Genomic DNA, 24,731 nt, shown 5'->3' with positions numbered 1-24,731 from the left:
ACTCTTCATTTTATAAGTTTAGTAATATGAAATTAATCAAGAATGGAACCATTATAAATGAGGGTCGCTCTTTTGTGGGCGACCTCTTGTTGGATGGTGAATTTATCAAGGAGATATATGAAGGCGAGGCACCCCGTGGCAATTACGATGAAGTCATCGATGCCTCGGGGTGTTTTGTTTTGCCGGGTGTGATTGATGATCATGTTCACTTCCGTGAGCCGGGACTTACGCAGAAGGCTGACATCGAGAGCGAAAGCCGCGCTGCTGCCTTTGGTGGTGTGACCAGTTTTTTTGATATGCCTAACACGATACCTCAGACTACCACTCTGGAGGCCTGGCAGGCAAAGCGGCAGCTGGGCGCTGAGAAGAGTCATGTGAACTACAGTTTCTTCTTTGGTGCTACCAATGATAATGTAAATGATTTTAAACAGCTCGATACGCATCGTGTTCCGGGAATCAAGCTCTTTATGGGCTCCAGTACGGGCAATATGCTGGTGGATAAATATGAGGCGCTGCAGGCTATCTTCAAGAAGGCGAAAGAGCTGGATTTGCCGGTGATGACCCACTGTGAGGATACCGAAATCATTAACCGCAACATGCAGCTGGCTAAGCAGAAATGGGGTGAAGACCCTGCCGTAGAACATCATCCGGAAATACGCAGCGAGGAAGCTTGCTATGAAAGCAGCCGTCTGGCGGTGCTGCTGGCTAAGGAAAGCGGGGCGCATCTCCATATCGCTCACGTTACTACGGCTAAGGAACTGGAGTTCTTTGGTAAGGATGAAAATATTACAGGCGAGGCTGTTGTGGCTCATCTCATGTTCTCGGATAAAGATTACGCTGTGAAGGGCGCACGCATTAAATGCAACCCTGCAGTAAAGACCGCTGCTGATCGAGAAGCTTTGCGTAAGGCGCTGAGTAATGGTAAGATAACTGTAGTAGGTACCGATCATGCTCCTCATCAGTTAAAGGATAAACAGGGCGGTTGTGCCAAGGCTGCATCAGGTATGCCAATGGTACAGTTCTCGCTGGTAAGCATGCTGAAACTTGTTGACGAAAAGGTAATCAGTATCGAGCGCCTGGTTGAACTGATGTGCCATAATCCAGCCCGTCTGTTCCATATCAGTCAGCGCGGCTTCCTGCGTCCGGGGTATAAGGCAGATGTCGTTGTGGTGCGCAAGGGAGAGCCTTGGAAGGTGACCGCAGAGGTGATTCAGAGCAAGTGTAAATGGAGCCCTGTAGCGGGTGATGAGTTTGCATGGAAAGTGGAACAGACTTTCTGTAACGGTAGTCTGATCTATAACAAAGGCGTGTTTGATGCCGCTTGCAGAGGAGAGGAACTGGAGTTCAGAAACAATTCCTGAAAAAGGAAAATTTTACGGGAATTGTAAAATAAAATATCGTATCGGATGCGAAGAATAGTATACAATGTAAGCGAAATTGAGCCATATATCAACTGGCTATACTTTTATCATGCCTGGGGATTGAGCGGCAAACCTCGAGAGGAAAAGGAAAAACTGAAGGCTGAGGCGCTCGATATGCTCCATTCATGGGAAGGCGAATATCATACCTATGCCGTCTTCGGACTCTTCGAGGCGAACAGCGAGGGGGATGATATCTGGCTGGAAGGGCAGAAAGTCCGCTTCCCGATGCTCCGTCAGCAGCATCCGGCGGCTCAGGGAGAACCCAATCTCTGTCTGGCTGATTTCATCCGTCCTCTGGACAGTGGAATAACAGACCGGCTGGGTATCTTCTGCACGACGGTAGATGGCGGTCTGGAGAAGAAATATCGCTCGGACGACTACCTCAATATGATGGCACAGACACTCTGCGACCGGTTGGCTGAAGCCACGGCAGAGAAGTTGCACGAAGAGGTGAGACGCAGCATCTGGGGCTATGCTCCCGGCGAGCAGCTGAGCATCGAAGACCAGCATCTGGAGCGCTATCAGGGCATCCGTCCGGCTATAGGATATCCTTCGTTGCCCGATACCAGTGCCAACTTCATCATCGACCAGCTCATCGATATGAGTCAGGTGGGCATCCGGCTCACCACAAGCGGAATGATGACGCCTCATGCCAGTGTCTCGGGGCTGATGTTTGCACATCCCAAGTCGCGGTATTTCGAACTGGGACGGATAGGAGACGACCAGCTTCGCGACTATGCACAGCGCAGAGGAGTGCCCGTGCAGGCAATGAAAACGTATCTTCAATCAAGTTTGATCAAAAAATGATAGCAAGAATATTGATACCCGTAGTGGTATTCACCCTGTTGCCGTATCTGTGGATATATAAAAGGTATGGCAAGTTATGGCTGAAAAGTCTCTGGCAGCGGGTGCTCTTCTGGTTGCCGGCTTTCGTGGTTATCGCCTACAGTGCATATATCACGATGCTGCCCAACTTCCTGCCACGCAATCCGGTGCTCATCGACATCTGGTTTGTGATAATGGCAGTATGTGCGGTGCCGCAGTTTGTCTTCAGCCTGTTCAGTGTCTTCGGTTGGTGCTGTATGCGGCTCCTTCACGGCCATCGCAACTGGGGCAAGCTCCTCGGACTGGTAGTGGGAGCGGTGGCGTTCTTCTGCTTTATCTACGGATTTACCGAAGGTTTTCCTAAGATGCAAGTCAAGCGTATCACCATCTATGTACCTAATCTGCCGAAGTCTTTCGAGGGCTATCGCATCGTTCAGTTCAGCGATATCCATCTCGGGTCATACTATGGCTGGCGTGGTCATCTGCCTCAGCGCGATATCGACAGCATTAATGCCGAAAAACCTGATCTGATTTGCTTTACGGGTGATTTACAGAATGTTACGCCCGATGAACTGCCTGAGTATCAGGCGCTGCTCAGCAGTCTGAAAGCCAGAGATGGCGTGATGAGTGTGCTGGGCAATCACGATTACACCTATTATATGGATGTAGATGATGAGCAGGAGATAGCTGCGCTCGAGAAGCGGATGCAGGACTTCCAGCGGAGTTGCGGATGGCGCCTGCTGATGAATGAGCATGTGGCGGTACATAGAGGCGCTGACAGCATCTATGTAGCTGGTACAGAGAACTATGACAATCCAAAGCGAACCAATGTAAGGAAGGCGCTGTATGGCATCAGACCGGGCTCTTTCGTGCTGATGCTGCAGCATATTCCGAAGCAGTGGCGTGAGACCTGGCCTTCTACTATTAATAAGGAGAAGGATGAGGATGGCGATGTGATAGGACCTGACAGGAAGGATTCGCTGGTCGTAGCACCGCAGCTTACGCTGAGCGGTCATACGCATGCGGGGCAGATCTGTATCCTGGGCTTGCGTCCGTCGATGTTTACTCCTTATGATTACGGCCTCTTCGAGGAGGAGGGTTGCCAGCTCTATACCACATCGGGTCTGGGCGGTACCGTTCCAATCCGCATAGGGGCTACGGCAGAAATCGTGGTCATCACACTCAAAAGAAAATGAGGAGTGTTGAATGTTAAATGTTGAGTGTTAAATTATTCATTCTTAAATAAAAAATGAAGTACTTATATCGTCTGTATCAGCTTGTAATATGCTTGCCTATCCTGTTGGTAGCTAGCGTTTTAACCAGTTTAACTACTGTTTTGGGATGCATGCTGGGTAATGGTCATTTCTGGGGCTATTATCCTGGTAAATATTGGTCCTGGCTTTGGGTCCGCATCCTCCTCCTGCCTGTAAAGGTGGAGGGACGTGAGCATCTCAAGAAGAACCAGAGTTATGTTTTCGTGGCCAATCATCAGGGCGCTTTCGATATCTTCCTGATATACGGTTTTCTGGGCAGAAACTTCAAGTGGATGATGAAGAAGGGCTTGCGCAAAGTGCCTCTCATCGGTATCGCCTGTGAGTATGCGCACCACATCTTTGTAGACAAGAGCGGACCTTCTAAGATCCGTGCTTCTTATGACCGTGCTCGCGAGGTGCTTAAAGAGGGCATGTCGCTGGTGGTATTCCCAGAGGGTGCCCGTTCGTTTACGGGGCACATGGGCGTGTTCCGCCGCGGTGCTTTCATGCTTGCCGATGAACTGCAGTTGCCGGTATGTCCGCTTACCATCAATGGCAGTTTTGATGTGAAGCCTCGCATGAAGGATATCTACTGGGCTTTCTGGCATCCTCTGAAGCTCACCATTCATGAGCCTATCGAGCCGATAGGCAAGGGAGCTGACAATATCAAGAACCAGATGAACAAGAGCTATGAGGCAATCATGAACGGACTTGACAAGAAATATCAGGGTTTTGTAGAGAATCCGGACCAATAATTTCGGTTTTTCGCTTGTTATTTCAAAAATAAGTTGTAATTTTGCATCTGTATTACATTATTTAGTATCAGAATCATTAAAATTAGAAGAAGTTATGAGTGATAGCATAGTAATCATTCCTACATATAATGAGAAGGAAAATATCGAGAAAATCATCCGTGCTGTCTTCGGTCTCGAAAAGCAGTTTGATATCCTCGTTATCGATGACGGAAGTCCTGATGGTACTGCTGCCATTGTTAAGGGCTTGATGGCTAATGAGTTTGCCGGTCGTCTGCATATCCTGGAGCGTTCGGGTAAACTCGGTTTGGGTACTGCCTATATCATGGGCTTCAAATGGTCATTGGAGCAGGGCTATGACTTCATCTTCGAGATGGATGCCGACTTCAGTCATGATCCTAATGATTTGCCTCGTCTCTATGCGGCAACTCACGATGAGGGGTATGATGTGGCTGTAGGCTCAAGATATATTTCGGGTGTGAACGTGGTCAACTGGCCTATCGGACGCGTATTGATGAGCTATTTCGCTTCTAAATACGTACGTATCGTAACCGGATTTAAGGTGAATGATACCACAGCTGGATTCGTCTGCTACCGACGTAAGGTGTTGGAAACCATAGATTTGGATGCTATCCGCTTCAAGGGCTATGCTTTCCAGATAGAGATGAAATATACGGCTCATCGAATAGGTTTCAAGATCAAGGAGGTGCCTGTCATCTTTGTTAACCGTCGTGAAGGTGTGAGCAAGATGAGTGGTGGCATCTTTGGTGAGGCTTTCTTTGGCGTGATGCGACTGCGCCTGGATGGCTGGTTCAAGAAATATCCGAAGAAGGATTAATACTCAGTAATTACTAATCAGTACTTGGATGGAAATCCAAAAGATAGAAAAAACATACGGGCGTTCGCCACAGGCGGATGCCCTCTTTGATTTGATGGGGAAGAAGTCGGTTCATTCCATTTTTCTCCAGGGTTTGCTGTGCTCTTCGGCTCCGATGTTCTTTGCTTCTCTGCAGGGGAAGATGAGGCGTTCGGTACTCTTCGTACTGGATGATGCCGATGAAGCAGGCTATTTTTATCACGATCTCACTCAGATGATGGGGCAGGAGAAGGTCTTCTTCTTTCCTTCCAGCTATCGGCGTGCCGTGAAATACGGGCAGCGTGATGCAGCGAACGAAATCCTACGTACAGAGGTGCTGGCGCGCCTCTCTTCGGGAGGACATTTCCCGGTAGTCACTTATCCCGATGCACTGGCAGAACTCGTTGTGGCTAAGCAGAATCTGGATGAACGGATTCTGAAACTGACTGTAGGCCAGCAGATTGCTCAGACCGATGTGGTTCATACCTTGCGCGATTTCGAACTCAAAGAAACCGATTATGTTTATGAACCGGGCCAGTTTGCCGTGCGTGGAAGCATCCTCGATGTCTATTCCTACAGCTGCGAATATCCGTTCCGTATCGACTTCTTCGGCGATGAGATTGACACCATCCGTACCTTTGATGTTGAGACCCAGCTCTCGCAGGCAAAGCGCACAGAGATAGAAATCGTGCCCGAACTCGCCCATATCGAGAGCAACAAGCAGTGTTTCCTCAATTTCCTCTCCGAAAGTACGCCAGTCGTTGCGAAAGACCTTTCTTTCGTTTGCGACCGCATCGGTCAGATCTATACCGAAGGCTTCTCATCGCAGAGCCTTACCGAGCAGCTGGAGGGAGCTACTGAGGTAGAGGCTGAGCGCATCAGACATGACATGAAGACCGAGCTCAACCTCGTTTCTCCGCTCGATTTCAAGAAGGCAGTAGCGGCTCATCTCCGTATCGAGTTCGGCAAGGTCGCTCCGTCAGAGAGTTCGGCTGTGATACCTTTCAATATCGCTCCACAGCCTCTTTTCCATAAGAATTTCAATTTGCTTTGTCAAACTCTGGAGGATTTCCTGCTCCAGGGTTACACCTTATATATATTGGCAGATAGCCAGAAGCAGCAACAGCGCCTGAAGGATATCTTTGAAAGCGAAGAGCTGAAGCGCTACGCCATCCGTTTTACACCGGTAGACAAGACGCTTCATGAAGGCTTTACTGACCATGACAAGAAGTGCTGTTTCTTTACCGATCATCAGATTTTTGACCGTTTTCATAAATATAACCTGCGCTCAGATAAAGCGAGAGCCGGCAAGATGGCACTCACCATGAAGGAACTGCAGGAGATGGAAGTGGGAGATTTTATCGTGCATGTAGACTTCGGTATCGGCAAGTTTGGCGGTCTGGTTAGGGTTCCTACGGGCAACAGCTATCAGGAAATGATCCGCATCGTCTATAAGAACAATGACAAGGTGGATGTTTCTATCCACTCGCTTTATAAAATCAGCAAATATCGCCGCAGCGATACCGGTACTCCGCCTCGCCTGTCTACACTGGGTACAGGTGCCTGGGATAAACTCAAGGACAAAGCTAAGAAGCGAATCAAGGACATTGCGCGCGACCTGATCAAACTCTATGCCCAGCGCCGACGGGAGAAGGGATTCGCCTTCAGTGCCGACAATTATCTGCAGCATACGCTGGAGGCTTCCTTCCTGTATGAAGATACGCCAGACCAGAATAAGGCTACTCAGGAGGTGAAGAAGGATATGGAGAGCGGCAGACCGATGGACCGTCTGGTTTGTGGCGATGTGGGCTTCGGCAAGACTGAGGTTGCCATTCGTGCAGCCTTCAAGGCAGCGTGCGACAGCAAGCAGGTTGCGGTGCTGGTGCCTACTACCGTTCTGGCTTTCCAGCACTATCAGACTTTCAAAAAGCGTCTGGAAGGCATGCCTGTAAGGGTAGACTATCTCAGTAGAGCCCGTACAACAAAGGAAACCAGAGAGGTGCTTGACGCCTTGAAAGAGGGTAAGATTGATATCCTCATAGGTACGCATAAGCTGATATCAAAGACCGTGAAATGGCATGACCTGGGACTGCTCGTCATCGATGAAGAGCAGAAGTTCGGTGTGTCTACCAAAGAGAAACTCCGTCAGCTCAAGGTAAATGTCGATACACTCACGATGAGTGCCACTCCGATTCCGCGAACCCTCCAGTTCTCTCTGATGGGCGCCCGGGATATGAGTATCATGCGCACTCCGCCACCTAACCGTTATCCGATTCATACCGAACTGGTAACGTTTAGTAGTGAAGTTATCTGCGATGCCATCAATTTCGAGATGAGCCGAAACGGACAGGTTTATTTCGTATGCGACAGAATATCCAAGCTTCCGGAGCTCAAGATGCTCATAGAGAAGCATATTCCAGACTGTAGGGTAGCAATCGGTCACGGACAGATGAAGCCTGAGGATTTGGAGAAAATCATCATGGGCTTTATCAATTACGATTATGATGTACTGCTTTCTACCACTATTGTAGAGAACGGTATCGACATTTCGAATGCCAATACGATTATCGTGAGCGATGCTCATCACTTCGGATTGAGTGACCTGCATCAGATGCGTGGACGCGTAGGAAGAAGCAACAAGAAGGCTTTCTGCTATCTGATGGCGCCACCTAAGAGTGCACTTACTCCTGAGGCGCGTCGCCGTCTGGAGGCTCTGGAGACGTTCAGCGAACTGGGTAGTGGCTTCAATCTCGCCATGCAGGACCTGGATATCCGCGGTGCGGGTAATCTGCTGGGCTCTGAGCAGAGCGGTTTTATGGAAGATCTGGGTTATGAAACCTACCAGAAGATTCTCTCTCAGGCTGTCACAGAGTTGAAGAACGAGGAGTTCTGTGATCTTTATCAGGAGAAGATGGATGAAGGTGCCCAGCTTACGGGTGATGATTTCGTTGACGATTGTGGCATAGAGAGCGATCTGGAGATGTATTTTCCTCAGACTTATGTGCCGGGTGACAGTGAGCGCATGCTCCTTTATCGTGAACTGGACCGTCTGGAGAGCGATGAGGAAGTAGAGGCTTACCGCAAGCGTATGATAGACCGTTTTGGTCCTGTGCCTCATGAAGCAGACGAACTGATGCATGTGGTAGGTCTGCGTAGGGTAGGCAAGAAGCTAGGTTGCGAGAAGATTATTCTCAAGCAGAGCTATATGCAGATGCAGTTTGTGAGCAATGTAAACAGTCCGTTCTACAGAAGTCAGATGTTTAACCGCATACTCGCTTACGTTACCAGTCATATTCAAGATTGTGTTCTGAAGGAAAAATTCAACAAGCGAATGCTTCGCATCAATGATGTGAAGACTGTAGGGCAGGCTGTAAATCTGTTGAATCAGATATCGCAGATTGATTTAGGTAATGAAAAGAAATAATCTGTGTCTACAGTCTATGGGTAAAATCCTCTATCAATTGTGGAAGTAGACAATAAAATAGACTATTGATTTATACTGAAAGGTTATAAATCAGACAACGTTACATGATGATATGTCAACTTTACATGATAATATGTTTCAGTTTAGTGTATAAAAAAACATTGGAATCTCAATATCTCTATTGAACTCCAATGTTTTATTTTTTTGTATAAGTAAAAGATGATGATAAGCGTTTCACAACGCATTTTGAATTTTCTGTTGCAAAGATACTATTTTCCATTATAATATAGGGTGTAATATTTGGTATTTTATGGGGTAATATTTGATTAAGTTTATAAAAATGACACTGAAAATACACTTATTCAACAAATAATACCTGTAGAATGAACTATTTTATTGCATAAAAATAAAAAAATAGTGGAAAAACACATAAAAAAGTTCTTTATTTCATTTTTTTATTTGTACCTTTGTTCAGGCATACAACAATTTTAAACATATATATAAATATGAGACAGAAAAAGTACATCTTAAGCGAGCAGGAACTTCCTACTCAGTGGTACAACATTCAGGCAGATATGCCTAACAAGCCATTGCCACCGTTGAACCCTCAGACACACCAGCCAATGAATGCTGATGATTTGTCACATGTATTTAATAAAGAGTGCTCAAAGCAGGAACTTGATACAGAGCACGCTTGGATTGATATTCCGGAAGATGTGCTGGAGAAGTACACCTTCTACCGTTCAACCCCTCTTGTACGTGCTTACGCCCTTGAGGAGGCACTCGGTACTCCGGCGCATATCTATTTCAAGAATGAGAGTATCAATCCGTTAGGCTCTCATAAAATCAATTCAGCCATTCCTCAGTGCTACTACTGTAAGCAGGAGGGTGATACCAATGTCACTACAGAGACAGGTGCAGGTCAGTGGGGGGCAGCCCTCTCTTATGCAGCAAAACTCTACGGCCTGGAGGCAGCAGTTTATCAGGTAAAGATTACCATGCAGCAGAAACCATACCGTTCCAGCATCATGCGTACGTTTGGAGCCACTGTAGAGGGTTCTCCTTCCATGAGTACACGCGCAGGTAAGAACATTATCACTCGTGAGCCTCATCATCCTGGTTCGCTCGGTACTGCCATCAGTGAGGCTGTTGAGCTGGCTACAACCACACCAGGCTGTAAGTATACGCTGGGTTCTGTGCTCAATCATGTGGCACTTCACCAGACCATTATCGGTCTAGAGGCAGAGAAGCAGATGGCGATGGCAGGTGAGTATCCTGATCAGGTGATTGCTTGTTTCGGTGGTGGTAGTAACTTTGGTGGTATTGCCTTCCCATTCCTCCGTCACAACTTCACAGGCGAGCGCCATACTGAGTTTATAGCAGCAGAGCCGGAGAGCTGTCCTAAGTTGACTCGCGGTAAGTTCGAGTATGATTTCGGTGATGAGGCAGGTTACACTCCATTGCTGCCAATGTTTACTCTGGGTCATGATTTCAAGCCTGCCAACATTCATGCAGGTGGTCTCCGTTATCATGGTGCTGGTATGATAATCTCCCAACTTCTGAAGGATGGTTATCTGCATGGTGTAGATATCCCTCAGCTGGAGTCATTCAAGTCAGGTATGCTCTTCGCTCAGACCGAGGGTATCATTCCTGCTCCAGAGAGCTGTCATGCGATTGCAGCCACTATACGTGAGGCTCTGAAGGCTAAGGAAGAGGGCAAGGAGAAGGTTATCCTGTTCTGTCTCTCAGGTCATGGTCTTATCGATATGCCGTCTTACGATAGCTTTATCAATGGCGATTTGCACGATTATTCTGTGAGTGATGAAGAAATCCAGCAGTTCCTCAAGGATGTGCCAAAGGTTGACTAAATTATAGTTAACAGTATATAGCAAACAGTTGACAATTATTCTTTGAGATATATTGAAATAACAATATCACATTATAAAAGAAGCCAGGCTGCGAAAAGCAACCTGGCTTTTTATTTAGAGATTCTATTTTCTTTTATTTAGAAATTCTATTCTCAGTGCGAGACTTCTATCTTTCATTAGAAGTTCAACCACTCTTCGATAGCCTTAGCGATGACATCGAAGCTTGTGGTAGGCTCGAAGCGGGCTACAACCTGACCCTTCTTGTTAACGAGGAACTTGGTGAAGTTCCACTTGATATCGGCACTCTCCTTGTAGTTAGGATCAGCCTCGCTCAACATCTTGTCGAGAACAGGGTAGAGAGGGTGGCTCTCGTCCCAACCAGCAAAGCCCTTACATTCTTTCAGAAATTTGAAGAGAGGGGCAGCATCGTCTCCGTTTACCTTGATCTTCTTGTAGCGCTGGAACTCTGTGCCGTATGTAAGCTTGCAGAACTGATGAATGCTTTCATCTGTACCAGGGGCTTGCTGACCAAACTGGTTGCAAGGAAAATCAAGTATTTCGAAACCTTGAGAATGATAGGTCTCATAAAGTTTCTCCAGTTCCTCATACTGAGGGGTGAAACCACACTTTGTAGCGGTGTTAACGATGAGCAGCACTTCGTTGGCATACTCCTTGAGGGAAACATCCTTTCCCTTTCTGTCTTTAACAGAAAATTCGTAAACAGTTCTCATTTTTTTTATCTTTATGTATGTGTTATCTATATTTCCGATCTCAACTTATATAATCTAGAGTGCAAAGATACTACTTTTCTCTTAGAATACTTCAAGAGTTTTTTTAAAAATTCTAAAAATCGAACAAAATCATAGATGAAGGAATAAGCGTAATATATATAATGTAGATAGATATTGTATATCTGGGTAAACAGATACCATATAGCTGAGTATATAGATATCGGTTAGACTATAGAATATAGAAGAATGAAATATGTAGACGATATAACTACACAATATCAGTATGAAACAGTATAAAAAATGCAGGATTTTCACAAACCCTGCATTCTTTTTTCTTTACCTCTTTTTCCTCAAAAAACAAAGAAAAAGAGGTTTACGATTAATCTATCATTTAACTTTTCTAAGAACTTGTTGCAAAGATACTACATTTTCTTGTAACACCAAACTTTTTCTCAGTTTTTTTTCAGTAAAAAGGGAAAATTAATCAAATACCCCCCCATTTTTATACTTTTTTGCAATATTCGGTCAAAAAACAAAGCAAAACGGCTCAATTTTATGACTATTCTGCTTTTTTCCTTGTTTGAACGTTTTGCTGTGTACGATAACGAAGAAGGCTGTGCCCGGCAACAACTGAAGATATGTCCTGTAATATGTGTTACTTTTTGTTAATACAGATAAAAGCAGCCATCAGTAATAATGACTGCTTTCATCTGTAATTATGCGGGCTATCCCTGCGTTCTGTTTCGGTATTCAGTAGGCACGATACCCGTTTCTTTCTTGAATACCTTCGAGAAATACTTAGGGTCGGTGAAACCTACTGCGAAGGCGATGCTGCTCAGTGTATCGTCTGTCTTGCGCAACATCTCGCATGCCTTCTTGATACGTATATGGCGAACGAAGTCTACCGGTGTCATTCCGGTCGTTGCTTTCACCTTATTATATAGTACGCTTCGGCTCATACCGATTTCGTTCGAGATGTCATCAATCTTGAGTTCCGGGTTGCCTGCATTTTCAACAACAAACCTGAAGATACGCATCATGGTTCTGTCTTGAATCTGTGCCGCCATAAATGCCAGCTCGCTGTTTGGGTCAACCGCTTCGTTCTCGGCACTAGTTTCAGCCTGGTTAAGAGCAGGCAGAGGAGCTGCTGCAGGCTGTATTCTCAGGGCTGCTATGGCATCTTTATCGCCAGTTTCCTTCAGTTTTCTGATGACATCCATCTGAATGTTGCGGCGCTGGGTGAGGATAGCCTCTATTCGGCCGAGCAGATAAGGGGTAGAGAATGGCTTGGTGATATAGGCATCAACACCTTCATCAAAGCCTCGCTGCTGGTCTTCTACGCTTGCCTTGGCCGAGAGAATCATCACTGGGATGTTGTTGAGGGTGGTATCCTGCTTAATCTCGTGAATCATCGACAAACCATCCATCACAGGCATGGTAACGTCTGTAAGGATAAAGTCGGGCGTCTCCTTGCGCGCCATTACCAAGCCAGCCTTTCCGTTCTCTGCGAGCAGCACGTTATAGGTAGGCGAGAGGATACTGTAGAGGAACTTGCGCAGGTCGGCATTGTCTTCAACTACCAGTACCGTCTGGTTTTTGTGTTCCGCTTCTTCTTGTGCTTCTTTCTGTTCCTTGCCCATTTCTTCCAGTCGTTCAGCCTCTTCATCCTTTTCTTCTTTCTGTTTGTTTACTTCTTCCAGATAGTCGGATGCATTGCGGTCGTCAATCTGTCCGTTCTCTTTCTCCCTTTCTGCCAGGTCGTAATCTTCCTCGCTCAGACCGCTGTTCGTATGGAAGTCTGCCTTGTTGCCATATCTCTGAACCTTGTCCAGCATTACCAGCATCTCGTTGGCATTGTCTGCCACCATTTTCAACAGTTCCTTGCCCTTTCGGGTGATACCCGGTTCGGTATCCAAAACGGTTTTTACCGGGGCTCCGATGAGCGTTAGAGGGGTTCTCAGACGGTTGGCTGCATCGTTGTAGAACTCGTTCTTCATCACGCTCATCTCGTGGGTTACGTTCTCGTGCTGGCGCTGGTTGTAGGTATAGAAGATTGCGCCTACGATACCGAAGAGCAGAAGCAGCATCAGAAATTTGCCCCAGATGCTCTCCCAGAAGGTAGGGCGCACTTCGATAGGCAGTTCTGCCACATACTTGCTCCATACACCGTGAGAGTTGGTGGCTCTCACCTTGAGTACGTAATCGCCATGACTGATACGGTTGAAGCCGATGGTATTGCTGCTTCCGTTTGATATCCACACGCCTGGAGCTGTAAAACCATCTATGCGATAGAGATATTTGGTCTGATACTTACGCTGATAGTCGAGCGATGCGAAGTTGATGGTCAGATTTCGCTTGTTGGCAGGAATCACCACTTTATCCTTGTGCAGGATAGGTTCCGACTCCTTCTCTCCGCTATAATGGAGGGAACAGAAGATGACTTTAGGCTGGTAGTTGCTCTTCTTCAGCGTAGCCGGATTGAAGGTAATCAGTCCCATCGGGGTACCTACCGAGATGTTGTTGCTTGCCGGATCGTGGTAAGGACGGCTTTGCGAGAACGACATGTTGAAGTCGAAGTCGTTAGGTCCGAACACATTGCACTGGCCCGTTTTCGGGTTTACGCAGTCGATACTCGATTCTCTGATTACCCAGATTCTTCCCTGGTTGTCTTCTACCATGCCCTGTACGATGCCTTCGTTAACATCGATGGCATGGAAGTATTTCATCTTCAGGTTGTCTTGCAGGAGCGATTTGCTCACAATCTCTTCCATCAAACCGCCCTGTTGCGAGATATACATCTTGCCGCTGGTGTGCTCCATGATATTGTTCATATCGTTTGCAGCCAGACTAGTTGTATCGTTCGGTATGTAGTAGGTCTTGTGGTAATTGATCTTTCTTGCGTTTGTAAAGGCATCACTGAAGGTGATGAGACCATCTGTAGTTCCTACGAGAATGGTTCCCGTAGTGGTGCAGCAGATGCGGCGTATGCGGTCGTAGTGCTGTTTCTCCCAAGGCAGTCCGTTTCGTTTACTGATGAAGCTGATACTGCCGTCTGCCGCCTCGTTAACAAGTGCCAGCCCACCTCCGTAGGTACCTATCCAGATGCGTCCGGTGCGGTCGGCTACAATGTCTTGTATCTTGTCGAACGGCAGCGATGACGGGTTGTTGGCATCATAAACAAAGTGTCTTACCTGCATTTTATCTATCAGATAGACACCATTTCCGTTGGTTCCTATCCATGCTCTTCCCTTGATATCGAAGTGGATAGACATGATGCCCTTCTCGGCGAAGTTTACTTGCTGTGGCACAATCTGTCCGCTTGGCGACAGGTATCCGATGCTTTGGTAGGATGCGTTGAGCACCTGGATTATACCATTGTAATAACCAGCCCAGATATGTCCGTCTGGCGATGCATTCACCGAGAACACTTCGTCTTCGCCCACATCCAGCTTGTTGATAATGTAAGGGTGATATTTGAAGACTACCTGTGTCAGGTCGTGAGAGCCTGTCAGCCAGAGGATTCCCTGGTCTGAGAGTACATATTTCGTAATCTTCGGTATGCGGTAGTTGCCCGATGAATTGCTTCTCAGCAGATAAGGCACCAGTTTTCCTGCCTTGCGGTCAAAATAACTGAAGGTTCCTCCTCTTGGCACTACCCAGAGGGTCTTGTGTTCATCTTGTGTGATGAAATTGCTTTCGCAGGTTGTGCGGTCCATCGGGTCGTCCTGGTCGGCAAAGAGCCACTGTGTCTGTCCGGTCTTCGGATTGACAAGGGTTACTCCTATACCGTCTGTAAATGCCCATATCATACCGAAATCATCGATATAAATCTTCTTTACCTCTGCCAGAGGCTGACTCGGGCTCTGTACGTTGATGATATCAAACTTGAAGGTGCGCGGGTTGTAGATTACTACACCCAGGTTGGTTGCCATCAGAAGCTGGTAACCTGTATTTTTCAGTCCGTTGATACGGGTTACGCCTTCTGGCATTGGTATCATGGTGAGTCGGTTCTGCAGGTCATATTTTGCCAGTTTACCGTCTTCAGTTGCCAGGAACTCATCTTCTCCCACCCCTCTGAGCCATTTGAAAGGCAGTTTGCTTGGAATTTTCGAATGATATATGTATGCGCCTTTGTCGGTAAGCACCCATTCTCTTCCGTGTATATCTTGATGGATGTACCATACATTTCCGCTTCTGAGTCCCTTTTCTCCTACTTTGATGAGTTCTATGTTCCGCTCATCAAAGGTTTTTCCTATTGATCGGATGATGTATTTTCCATCTTCTGAAGTAAACCATGTAGCTCCGTTTTTCAATGGGTATACCTGGCTCACGCGCAGGTCGATGTTGAACAGTTCGTTGAATTTCTGTCCTACGGCAAAGAACTGGCAGAAGTGGGTATCGTATACGTAGAGCTTGTGGTCGTATGTGATACACCACACGTTGTTGTTATAGGATGGTTCTATTTTCAGTATACGGTTGGTTGACAGAACGTCAATATCATCCGGGTTGTCTCTGAAAGTATGAAACTTGTAGCCGTCATAGAACGACAGTCCGTTCCATGTACTGAACCACATGAGGTTGTCTTTACCTTGTTTGAGGTCTGAGATGGTATTGGCAGCGAGTCCGTCTGTGATAGAGAATTTTCTCACATCGCAGTAGGGTACAGCTGCCATTATGATGGTAGAGAGCAGTCCTAATAGGGTGATATATAATTTTCTTTTCATCATTTTTTATTCGTATACGTTTATAAATCGCAACAAAGGTAGTGAAAATAAATGAGATATCGTAGTTTTAGGTGTATTTTTTTATGTTATTGCATTAAATTATTCCACTTTTCATGTTATAGGGGTAATATTTGGTTGATTTGCTTATGGTTCCTTCTTATGTTATGCCTAACAAAAAAACTCCCCCGATAAATGAATATCGGAGGAGCAGTAGGGATATGTTGTTTTGAATTTGATTACTTCTGAATCATCTTCTTTCCGTTCTTGATGACTACACCCTTGTAAGCCTTGGTTACTTTCTGGCCTGCGAGGTTGTAAACAGGAGCGTTCTTTGCAGCTTCATCTGTTGTTATGTTAGTGATGCCGGTAGGTTCAAACTTTTCTACAGCCTTGATAGGGAGAACTTCAGGGATGTTTTTGAATATTACACCGTAAATACCGGTTAAGGTATATTTCTCTCCTTCTGTTAATTTTGAAACACCACCAATACCGCTAAACTTATCGTAAATCATAATCTTGTTTTCACCATCATTAGCATAGTAGTTGAATTTACCTGTAGTATACTCTTCTTTGCTGAATGTGAACTCCTTAATCTTGATAAGGTCGTTGGTGTATTTGCCATCAAGGATGTCCTTTACAGTTGTAATAACAGGTTCAGCAGCTTCGTTGCTCTCTGTGATTTTGAGATTTTCGCCGTTTGTTTCTTTGCTTGCTGACAGATAAGGAATTCCTGCGTCATAAGCCAAATTTACCTTAACAGTACCGCTAATGATGCTGTTTACAGGCATATCGATTCCTAAAGTTCTCATTTCGATAGCTGTGTCACCTTCACGTACGTAAGTATTTACGGTTCCCTTGTAGCTGTTTACGTATAATACCTTTGCGTTTGTGAGTTTGAGGTTGATGTAATCCTTAGCTTCTTTATTGTTAGCCAAGAGTTCCTTTACACTTGCTGCATCGGTGTACTCTATCTTGGTACCAGCGAGCGTAACTTTGATAGACTTGATTTGGGTGTTGCCAGCAATTGTATATACAACTTTGTTAGCATCACCAGTCCAAGAACCTTTATTATTAGTACCTACGTCAGCATTGTTATTATCATTCCATTTTTTATTTATAATGTTGATAGAAGCAATCTTCTTGTCAGTAGGTGCTTGAATCGTAAGCGTTCCACTGTACATTCTGAGACGTGGTGAACTACTCCAGATTCGGTTTTCATTCGAACCAGAAGTTTTTGCAGAAACTGTTACAGAAATACCATTAGTTGTACATGTCATGGCTTTGGTGATATCTCCATCTTTAGAATCTGAAGAAGATGTACCTGTCAGTTCAGGGAAGAGTGTTTTGTAATCATTGTCAAAGTCAAAAGTTACTTCCTGTGCAAACGTAACGCTAGCTACGAACGCCAGAACCAATGATAATGAATAGCGTAAAAATTTGTTCATAACTTAATAATTTTAAAGGTTTAACGTATAATTAATAAACTGTTGAAACTCATTTTTTTGAGCGCATTCTTAGAATTTACTTTGTGCTAAAAGCATGTTCTTTGAATAATTACTTATTTATGATGCAAAGATACGAAAATTATCGATACGATGTGTTAAGAAAGTGTTAAAACTTTGATACAATATTATCAAAAAGGCGGTTGTTTTTGAAAGAATAGGGATTTCCCCCTCAGTTTGTATCCTTTTCCCCTTTGATGCAGACGAAAAATCCACTACCTTTGCATCGGGTTCAAGAAAGAATGCTGTTCTTCGAGAACTCAAAAGTATAGAAGATATAAGAATATAAATAACTTAACTGATAAATTGATATGAAAAAGTTTACTACTCTTCTCACAATGGCTTTCATAGCTTTGATGAGTATCTCATTCACCTCATGTGATGATGATTCTGATATTGCATACACCCTCGATGGTACATGGAAGGGTAATATGTTGGTAGAATATGGTAATCACAATGCCCTCTACTCGGTAATCCGATTCGACCAGAATGATGGCATCTATTCCGGTACAGGCTATTGGATCGATTACTTTGATAGAGATTATTGGCATGGTAACAATTATATAGCAAACCGTATTACCTGGACAGTACGCAACAGAAACATCTATATCACTCTTCTTGATGAGAATAGTGATGTTGTGATTTACGACTATGCTCTGGGCGACCGCAAGTTCTCTGGATATGTAGATGCTGATAACGGCAACCGTGCTTATTTCGAGCTTTATCGCGATTCTTACAGCTATAACTGGCGCGATTATGACTGGGGCTACGATTGGGACTACGATGACGGTTGGGGCTACAGCAAGCAGCATTCGGGCTTGGAGAACACCCAGATTGTTTCTCGCGGAGCTAAGGATTCTGTAGAGTATGTTAAGGTGGCAGATGATAATCAGAAGCCTGTTCGCCGCTTTGTAGTGAAGTAAGGCAATAAGGAATTTAGTTTGAAGAAAGGAAACAAGATATGAAAAAGTTTAATCGGATATGGATGTGGATGGCGATAGCTACAGCATCTTTCTCATTTACCTCATGTGATGATGATGATTATTGGCATGATGATTATTACTGGTATGATGACTATAATCATGGTGGCTGGGGATGGAATCAGGGCGACTGGAACAACGGTTCTAACGGCTCTCAGGATGATTACCTGCTGTCGGAGGCTCAGACTCTTACAGGCGACTGGAGAGGCTCTGTGATGCTCTCTGAACTTGCTGAGGACGGCCAGTCTCGCAATAATTACAGTTTCAATGCCGAGATGACGTTCTATCAGGCGGGTGATAATAAGGTTAACTCGCTCAGTGGTAATGGTGTAGAAGTGGATTATGCCGATGATGGAAGCAATGAAACCCAGACCCTGAAGTTTGCCTGGTACATCGATAAGAATGGTGATATTTATATCCGTTATAATGATTCTGGTGCTACCTATGTGATGGATGCAGGTGCTAAGCAGTATGGTTTCTATCTGGGTGATGAAAGGGGCCAGGATGTGTTCTATACCTCAGTTCGGGATAAGAAATAGTGCCTAAAAAAGTTGGTAATCTCCGATATTTTTTGTATCTTTGTAGTTGAAATCCAATTAGTTACAAACATAAAAAGATATCATTATGGAGATTACCAAGGACAAAGTTACAGAATTATTTTGTATTATTGATGAATTTTACAAAGTTTTTGATGCTGAAAATGCAGGAAAATTGCTTTTGGGTGAAGATGGAGTAAAGCGCAGACGACGTAAAGCCTCTTTATCTGATAGTGAAATCATGACGATTTTGCTGTATTTCCATTTCGGCTCGTTCCGAAACTTCAAGCATTATTACCTATTCTTTATTAGAGGAACTTTGAAGTCATATTTTCCAAATGCGGTGTCTTATAACCGTTTTGTAGAACTTGAAAGTCGCGTATTCTTCCCTCTCATGTTCTTCCTGAATCTCCGTGCTTTTGGCAGATGTACAGGTATAACCTTTGTTGATTCAACCATGATACCAATATGCCACAATCTCAGGCGTTATGCCAACAAAGTGTTCAAAGGCATTGCCACAAACGGAAAGGGAACAATGGGATGGTGTCATGGGTTCAAGCTACATCTGGCTTGTAATGATAGAGGTGAGATAATTGCTTTTGTTCTCACTGGTGCAAACGTTAGCGACAAAGATCCAACGGTATTCGATGTGTTGGCTAAACGTCTGTATGGTAAGCTGTTTGCAGATAAAGGATATATCTCGCAAAAACTCTTCGATTCGCTTTTTGAGGAAGGCATCCAGTTGGTAACAGGACTGAGAGTGAACATGAAGAACAAACTAATGCCGTTCTATGACAAGATGATGCTACGCAAAAGATACATCATTGAAACGATTAATGACCTGTTGAAAAATACGGCTCAGATAGTACATTCACGTCACAGGTCTGTTGCGAATTTCATCATAAATATTATTTCTGCATTAGGGGCATACTGTTTCTTTGACAACAAGCCCAAGGCACTTACTGGATACGTTATCGAAGATACGAAACAGCTTAGTCTTTTCTAACATTGCATATTTTACATGAGGATTTTGTCTCAGCAACCATCCAAGATATATAGATGGTTGCCAAGCCTCTGTGTCCCTTATATAAAAACATTATAAAGCCTTTAGATAGAGCTCGTTATCCCGAACTGAGGTGTTCTATGGTTATATGATAGGAACAGGTAAGGCTAAGGGTGATGTGATGCAAATCGATTTAGTGCGCTACGATCCGAGTGGAGCCCGTAAGAAGACCCGTTCTGCTGCTACCGATTCCGTAGCTCCTAGCTTCGGTAAGGCTACCGGCAGGGCATTCATGCCACATGCAATCAAGAAGTTGCCAAGAAGATGATGATATAAACAAAAGAAATCCGCTCACTCATTGCTTTGAGAGAGCGGATTCTTTGTTTGTATATAGCCTGATTTATTTGAAGCCCCAAAGTTTCTTGAGAGCTTCTGCATCTACGTTTTCCACTTCCTTCTCGATTTCATCAGGGAGATTACAGAAGAAGTCGATGCCGGTTTTGTCTTCCAGCGTCTTGATGTTTACGACATATTTGCCGAGCTTATCGCCCTTTTCAAATGCCTTGTTCTCGTGAAGGAACCAGTAGCCGAAGGCACTGTAGGTATACTGGTCTTTGCTCTTATTAAACTCCTTTTTCAAAACAGCTACAAAGAAATACTTTGGTATTGGGATATAGCCTGGCTTCTTTGTTTCGCTAGAAGCACCATTCTTCTTCCAGCCAAGGAGATTACTCTCGCTGCCAACTGGGTCGATGGTACCGCCCTTCACGATAAACAGGGTATCAGAATCAATCTTTGGAGCTTTATTACGAAGATCTTCCTCCATCTTATACCAGGTGCCACGCTGGTTGAAGTTGCTGTACTGTGGTTGCATGTTGGTCATGAAGAAAGTCTGCTTCTGCTGGGTAAGGTTCAGCTTACGGTCAGCAGAAGGGCAGATATGACCATGGTCAAAGCCTTGAGCTGTAGGAGTAGGGTCTTCTGTAAAATCTGTAATTCCCCATTGTTCTTTCAGATCCGTATCCCATGGATAGTTGCGCTCGCCTTGACCAGGTTTCCATCTGTCAACGTTAGATGCCGTGTTTCCTGTGTGGAAAGTATAGCAGCTCCATCTCTGGCTCTTCATGTTGTCATCCCATTCTGTAGAATAGTTCAACATACCTGTTGTATTATCCATGTGAACGATGGCATAGCTGGTACCATTATTCTTGAGCTTTGGGAACTCCAGACCGCCGATAGCGTTTCTTACCACTTGTGGCATGTTGGCAGTAGCCACATTCTTGTTTGTATTGTTCTTATCGGTTGATTCACCACCGGTATTGCCACCTGTATTACCACCACCTGTATTACCACCGTTTTCAGGATAATAGAACTGCAGGGTATCGTCAGTGCCGCAGGCAGAGAACGTCATCGCAGCAACGAGCGCGAAGATAAAAAACTTAGTATGCTTCATAATTCTCGATAATGTTTTGAAGTTAAAGATTAAGTACTTTCTATATAATAATACCTCAGTTCGGGATAACGAGCTCTATCTAAAGGCTTTATAATGTTTTTATATAAGGGACACAGAGGCTTGGCAACCATCTATATATCTTGGATGGTTGCTGAGACAAAATCCTCATGTAAAATATGCAATGTTAGAAAAGACTAAGCTGTTTCGTATCTTCGATAACGTATCCAGTAAGTGCCTTGGGCTTGTTGTCAAAGAAACAGTATGCCCCTAATGCAGAAATAATATTTATGATGAAATTCGCAACAGACCTGTGACGTGAATGTACTATCTGAGCCGTATTTTTCAACAGGTCATTAATCGTTTCAATGATGTATCTTTTGCGTAGCATCATCTTGTCATAGAACGGCATTAGTTTGTTCTTCATGTTCACTCTCAGTCCTGTTACCAACTGGATGCCTTCCTCAAAAAGCGAATCGAAGAGTTTTTGCGAGATATATCCTTTATCTGCAAACAGCTTACCATACAGACGTTTAGCCAACACATCGAATACCGTTGGATCTTTGTCGCTAACGTTTGCACCAGTGAGAACAAAAGCAATTATCTCACCTCTATCATTACAAGCCAGATGTAGCTTGAACCCATGACACCATCCCATTGTTCCCTTTCCGTTTGTGGCAATGCCTTTGAACACTTTGTTGGCATAACGCCTGAGATTGTGGCATATTGGTATCATGGTTGAATCAACAAAGGTTATACCTGTACATCTGCCAAAAGCACGGAGATTCAGGAAGAACATGAGAGGGAAGAATACGCGACTTTCAAGTTCTACAAAACGGTTATAAGACACCGCATTTGGAAAATATGACTTCAAAGTTCCTCTAATAAAGAATAGGTAATAATGCTTGAAGTTTCGGAACGAGCCGAAATGGAAATACAGCAAAATCGTCATGATTTCACTATCAGATAAAGAGGCTTTACGTCGTCTGCGCTTTACTCCATCTTCACCCAAAAGCAATTTTCCTGCATTTTCAGCATCAAAAACTTTGTAAAATTCATCAATAATACAAAATAATTCTGTAACTTTGTCCTTGGTAATCTCCATAATGATATCTTTTTATGTTTGTAACTAATTGGATTTCAACTACAAAGATACAAAAAATATCGGAGATTACCAACTTTTTTAGGCACTATTTCTTATCCCGAACTGAGGTAATAATGTATGTAGAAATCGATTGCATAAGGATAGAATAGAGAAAAAAAGTGCATTCCTACGTATATGCAACTACGCTGGAATGCACTCAGTATCTTTGCGATAATAAATATATCCTTATAAAAAAGGTATATTATTACTTCTTCAATTTGCCGTAACGGTTCATGAAGCGGTCTACGCGACCCGCTGTATCAACGAGCTTGCTCTTACCTGTGTAGAATGGGTGAGATGTGCTAGAGATTTCAATCTTAACAACTGGATAAGTCTCGCCTTCGAACTCAACAGTGTCGTTAGTCTTGCATGTAGACTGAGAGAGGAACATATCGCCGTTAGACATATCCTTGAATACTACAGGACGATAATTCTCTGGATGAATACCTTTTTTCATTTTTCTTTTTTATTTTTATTGGGTTATTAAAATTAGACGTCATGGGGATGCTTGTTGCATCATTTCGTGTCCCTTATCGGGGCATGCCCATTATAGCCTGTTATCAATTTCAGGCTGCAAAGTTACGCTTTTTTCCTGAAACCACCAAATATTTCCTCTTCTTTTTAAGAAATATTTGAGAAATGAGCATAATACGTAGGTTCGCGTTCCCTCCTGACACCTATGTTTTTAATGGATGAAAAGAAATCCCCATCGCCTCTGTTTGGGTAGAGGACGATGGGGATTGGTATTTTTCTCTAATATATAATATCTACTAGGGGAATTACTTGATAATCGCTGTGCTGCCAAATGTTACAGTGAAGTCATCGATGAGAACATCACCGCCTGGCTTCTTTGCATTCATTATGACGAAGCAGTATGTGCCGTCAGTAGAAATAGTGAGTGTTTGCTCTACTAGTTTCCACTCTGTATTCTTGAGTTCGTTAACGTACTCACCATATATATAATCGCCTGCTTTTCCATCTGTAACAGGAACTATACCTGGACGGACAGAAGCGCCTTTTTCTGTTACGGCTTTAGCATAGAACTTAACTTTGTATTCGCCAGCCTTGAGTGTTATTTCTTTATAGCCTAAGCGCTTGTTCGCACTAGCAGATCCGCCTACTTTTACTGAGTACTTGCCGCTATGAGCGTCTTCGCTCTGAGAAAGGGTAGCATTGCCTGCAGTAGAAGCTGTTTTCCAGTTGGTTGGTTTACCATCTGCCCAAGTCTCGAAGCCGCCATTCTCGCCTGTTGCTACCTCGCCTGGTGTTGGATCTGGCTTAGGGTCTGGGTCTGGCTTAACCTCACCACCGCCAGCGCTGGTCTTACCGTTTACAGAAATGAGTTTACCGCCCTGGTTGGTCTCTGGGGTGTTGCCCATGTAGTTGATGAGCTTAGCGCAAACCACAATCTCGTCGCCTTCCTTCAGTGTCATATCGCCTTCCTTCCACTTCTCGCCACCGAAGTAGTAGATGCGGAAGATGTAGAACTGGGTGCTGTTGGCATCATCGGCAATATAGAATGATCCGTTGCCGTAGGGTGTAGAGAACTGCTCCTTGATGCTCTGTACCTTACCCTTGATGTAGAACTCCTTGTCGGTAGCCTTACCAGCCTCCAAGGCTGCAGTATATTTCTGGGCAGCTACACTGTTGAATGGGTTTGCCTCAGAACCATCTCCCTTAGCTTCTCCCTTCAAATCTGTGCCTGGGGTAGTATCTCCTGGCTTCTTACCAATCTCCTTACCGTTAATCTTAGCGTATGTTGCAGATTTCAAACCGGTAGCTCCGAAATAGGTTTCGATATTACCGCAGATGATGAGTTCTTTCTTCAGATTACCTGGGTTATCCTTCAGGTTGAGAGCAGTGCGGAGATCGCCGGCTGGCAACTGGATAGGCATACAGTTGTTAACCTCTTTCTCGTCAGCCTTGGCAGCGAGCAGAATGTTTGTTGGAGCTGTCTCTGCACTTGATGCATCACCGAAGATAGCCTCATTGAGTGCCTTGTCTGGTACATAACCTACAATGTAACCCTTAATATATTTGCCGGTGCCTGTCTTAACTGTCTTAGCGTCAGTCACAGTATAAGGGCTGGCTTCTGTACCCTGTGTTGCCACCTCAGGAGTGGTTGGAGCACCAGGCTGAGTAGGCAGTGTATAAGGCTCTGGTACGTCCTCACAGCTAATGAATGTGAAGGCTGCCATAGCCGCCATCAAAACTGAAAATATATACTTTTTCATATTATTGTCTTTTTAAATATTGTTACTA

At 44.5% G+C, this 24,731-nt stretch carries 18 protein-coding genes; 11 read left to right on the top strand and 7 right to left on the bottom strand.

What is annotated here, in order from left to right; all coding sequences use genetic code 11:
- The first annotated feature begins 26 nt into the window (after positions 1-26).
- From KUA48_RS04600 to KUA48_RS04570, 7 genes are all read left to right on the top strand, one after another.
- Complete coding sequence (locus KUA48_RS04600; protein WP_218433462.1) at positions 27-1,361, top strand: dihydroorotase; 1,335 nt, start codon at positions 27-29, stop codon at positions 1,359-1,361.
- A gap of 45 nt (positions 1,362-1,406) precedes the next feature.
- On the top strand, positions 1,407-2,228 hold the full coding sequence (locus KUA48_RS04595; RefSeq protein WP_153089252.1) for a vitamin B12 dependent-methionine synthase activation domain-containing protein: 822 nt from the start codon (positions 1,407-1,409) through the stop codon (positions 2,226-2,228).
- Positions 2,225-3,442: a metallophosphoesterase gene (locus KUA48_RS04590; protein WP_218433461.1), complete on the top strand. Its 1,218-nt coding sequence runs from the start codon at positions 2,225-2,227 to the stop codon at positions 3,440-3,442. The genes KUA48_RS04595 and KUA48_RS04590 overlap by 4 nt, the downstream gene beginning before the upstream one ends.
- A 53-nt stretch (positions 3,443-3,495) precedes the next feature.
- The gene (locus KUA48_RS04585; protein WP_118085475.1) at positions 3,496-4,254 is read left to right on the top strand and encodes a 1-acyl-sn-glycerol-3-phosphate acyltransferase; all 759 of its coding nucleotides are present in this window, start codon (positions 3,496-3,498) and stop codon (positions 4,252-4,254) included.
- 94 nt (positions 4,255-4,348) lie between these two features.
- On the top strand, positions 4,349-5,089 hold the full coding sequence (locus KUA48_RS04580; RefSeq protein WP_118253950.1) for a polyprenol monophosphomannose synthase: 741 nt from the start codon (positions 4,349-4,351) through the stop codon (positions 5,087-5,089).
- Positions 5,090-5,117: 28 nt separating this feature from the next.
- Positions 5,118-8,531: a transcription-repair coupling factor gene (gene mfd / locus KUA48_RS04575; protein ID WP_218433460.1), complete on the top strand. Its 3,414-nt coding sequence runs from the start codon at positions 5,118-5,120 to the stop codon at positions 8,529-8,531.
- 506 nt (positions 8,532-9,037) lie between these two features.
- Positions 9,038-10,399 carry a TrpB-like pyridoxal phosphate-dependent enzyme gene (locus KUA48_RS04570; protein ID WP_118253953.1) on the top strand — a complete coding sequence of 454 codons (1,362 nt, stop codon included), beginning with the start codon at positions 9,038-9,040 and terminating at the stop codon, positions 10,397-10,399.
- 176 nt (positions 10,400-10,575) lie between these two features.
- Here KUA48_RS04570 and KUA48_RS04565 read toward each other — a convergent pair whose 3' ends face one another.
- From KUA48_RS04565 to KUA48_RS04555, 3 genes are all read right to left on the bottom strand, one after another.
- The gene (locus tag KUA48_RS04565; protein ID WP_006847257.1) at positions 10,576-11,130 is read right to left on the bottom strand and encodes a glutathione peroxidase; all 555 of its coding nucleotides are present in this window, start codon (positions 11,128-11,130) and stop codon (positions 10,576-10,578) included.
- A 725-nt stretch (positions 11,131-11,855) separates the two neighbouring features.
- Complete coding sequence (locus KUA48_RS04560; RefSeq protein WP_218433459.1) at positions 11,856-15,857, bottom strand: response regulator; 4,002 nt, start codon at positions 15,855-15,857, stop codon at positions 11,856-11,858.
- A gap of 233 nt (positions 15,858-16,090) precedes the next feature.
- A complete protein-coding gene (locus tag KUA48_RS04555) occupies positions 16,091-17,299 on the bottom strand; it encodes a hypothetical protein (RefSeq protein WP_218433469.1) in 1,209 nt (402 codons plus the stop codon).
- Between the two features lie 368 nt (positions 17,300-17,667).
- On the opposite strand from KUA48_RS04555, the gene KUA48_RS04550 reads away from it, so the two are divergent.
- The 4 genes from KUA48_RS04550 (at position 17,668) to KUA48_RS04535 (ending at position 20,203) form a co-directional block, all read left to right on the top strand.
- Entirely contained in the window at positions 17,668-18,279 is a 612-nt protein-coding gene (locus tag KUA48_RS04550; RefSeq protein WP_218433458.1) for a hepatitis A virus cellular receptor 1, read from the top strand.
- A gap of 38 nt (positions 18,280-18,317) precedes the next feature.
- On the top strand, positions 18,318-18,875 hold the full coding sequence (locus KUA48_RS04545) for a hypothetical protein (RefSeq protein ID WP_218433457.1): 558 nt from the start codon (positions 18,318-18,320) through the stop codon (positions 18,873-18,875).
- 85 nt (positions 18,876-18,960) lie between these two features.
- Positions 18,961-19,878: an IS982 family transposase gene (locus KUA48_RS04540; protein ID WP_118142112.1), complete on the top strand. Its 918-nt coding sequence runs from the start codon at positions 18,961-18,963 to the stop codon at positions 19,876-19,878.
- Positions 19,879-20,023: 145 nt separating this feature from the next.
- Positions 20,024-20,203, top strand: a complete 180-nt coding sequence (locus KUA48_RS04535) for a hypothetical protein (protein WP_218433799.1) — start codon at positions 20,024-20,026, stop codon at positions 20,201-20,203.
- Positions 20,204-20,275: 72 nt separating this feature from the next.
- Here KUA48_RS04535 and KUA48_RS04530 read toward each other — a convergent pair whose 3' ends face one another.
- The 4 genes from KUA48_RS04530 to KUA48_RS04515 form a co-directional block, all read right to left on the bottom strand.
- Entirely contained in the window at positions 20,276-21,328 is a 1,053-nt protein-coding gene (locus KUA48_RS04530) for a DNA/RNA non-specific endonuclease (RefSeq protein WP_218433800.1), read from the bottom strand.
- Positions 21,329-21,512: 184 nt separating this feature from the next.
- Positions 21,513-22,430 carry an IS982 family transposase gene (locus tag KUA48_RS04525; RefSeq protein ID WP_118142112.1) on the bottom strand — a complete coding sequence of 306 codons (918 nt, stop codon included), beginning with the start codon at positions 22,428-22,430 and terminating at the stop codon, positions 21,513-21,515.
- Positions 22,431-22,674: 244 nt separating this feature from the next.
- Positions 22,675-22,926, bottom strand: a complete 252-nt coding sequence (locus KUA48_RS04520) for a type B 50S ribosomal protein L31 (protein WP_006847266.1) — start codon at positions 22,924-22,926, stop codon at positions 22,675-22,677.
- A 322-nt stretch (positions 22,927-23,248) separates the two neighbouring features.
- Entirely contained in the window at positions 23,249-24,703 is a 1,455-nt protein-coding gene (locus KUA48_RS04515) for a DUF6359 domain-containing protein (RefSeq protein WP_218433471.1), read from the bottom strand.
- Positions 24,704-24,731: the final 28 nt, after the last annotated feature.

It is taken from the genome of Segatella copri (assembly GCF_019249795.2).
In the GTDB taxonomy this organism is placed as follows: domain Bacteria; phylum Bacteroidota; class Bacteroidia; order Bacteroidales; family Bacteroidaceae; genus Prevotella; species Prevotella copri_B.
Note: the sequence above shows the minus strand (reverse complement) of the source record. Positions and strands in the feature narration are given on the sequence as shown.

What these genes read in the sequence shown, in the direction of transcription:
- KUA48_RS04600 (WP_218433462.1), top strand. Translation starts at nt 27, where the DNA reads ATGAAATTAATCAAGAATGGAACCATTATAAATGAGGGTCGCTCTTTT.
- KUA48_RS04595 (WP_153089252.1), top strand. Translation starts at nt 1,407, where the DNA reads ATGCGAAGAATAGTATACAATGTAAGCGAAATTGAGCCATATATCAAC.
- KUA48_RS04590 (WP_218433461.1), top strand. Translation starts at nt 2,225, where the DNA reads ATGATAGCAAGAATATTGATACCCGTAGTGGTATTCACCCTGTTGCCG.
- KUA48_RS04585 (WP_118085475.1), top strand. Translation starts at nt 3,496, where the DNA reads ATGAAGTACTTATATCGTCTGTATCAGCTTGTAATATGCTTGCCTATC.
- KUA48_RS04580 (WP_118253950.1), top strand. Translation starts at nt 4,349, where the DNA reads ATGAGTGATAGCATAGTAATCATTCCTACATATAATGAGAAGGAAAAT.
- mfd (WP_218433460.1), top strand. Translation starts at nt 5,118, where the DNA reads ATGGAAATCCAAAAGATAGAAAAAACATACGGGCGTTCGCCACAGGCG.
- KUA48_RS04570 (WP_118253953.1), top strand. Translation starts at nt 9,038, where the DNA reads ATGAGACAGAAAAAGTACATCTTAAGCGAGCAGGAACTTCCTACTCAG.
- KUA48_RS04565 (WP_006847257.1), bottom strand. Translation starts at nt 11,130, where the DNA reads ATGAGAACTGTTTACGAATTTTCTGTTAAAGACAGAAAGGGAAAGGAT.
- KUA48_RS04560 (WP_218433459.1), bottom strand. Translation starts at nt 15,857, where the DNA reads ATGATGAAAAGAAAATTATATATCACCCTATTAGGACTGCTCTCTACC.
- KUA48_RS04555 (WP_218433469.1), bottom strand. Translation starts at nt 17,299, where the DNA reads ATGAACAAATTTTTACGCTATTCATTATCATTGGTTCTGGCGTTCGTA.
- KUA48_RS04550 (WP_218433458.1), top strand. Translation starts at nt 17,668, where the DNA reads ATGAAAAAGTTTACTACTCTTCTCACAATGGCTTTCATAGCTTTGATG.
- KUA48_RS04545 (WP_218433457.1), top strand. Translation starts at nt 18,318, where the DNA reads ATGAAAAAGTTTAATCGGATATGGATGTGGATGGCGATAGCTACAGCA.
- KUA48_RS04540 (WP_118142112.1), top strand. Translation starts at nt 18,961, where the DNA reads ATGGAGATTACCAAGGACAAAGTTACAGAATTATTTTGTATTATTGAT.
- KUA48_RS04535 (WP_218433799.1), top strand. Translation starts at nt 20,024, where the DNA reads ATGATAGGAACAGGTAAGGCTAAGGGTGATGTGATGCAAATCGATTTA.
- KUA48_RS04530 (WP_218433800.1), bottom strand. Translation starts at nt 21,328, where the DNA reads ATGAAGCATACTAAGTTTTTTATCTTCGCGCTCGTTGCTGCGATGACG.
- KUA48_RS04525 (WP_118142112.1), bottom strand. Translation starts at nt 22,430, where the DNA reads ATGGAGATTACCAAGGACAAAGTTACAGAATTATTTTGTATTATTGAT.
- KUA48_RS04520 (WP_006847266.1), bottom strand. Translation starts at nt 22,926, where the DNA reads ATGAAAAAAGGTATTCATCCAGAGAATTATCGTCCTGTAGTATTCAAG.
- KUA48_RS04515 (WP_218433471.1), bottom strand. Translation starts at nt 24,703, where the DNA reads ATGAAAAAGTATATATTTTCAGTTTTGATGGCGGCTATGGCAGCCTTC.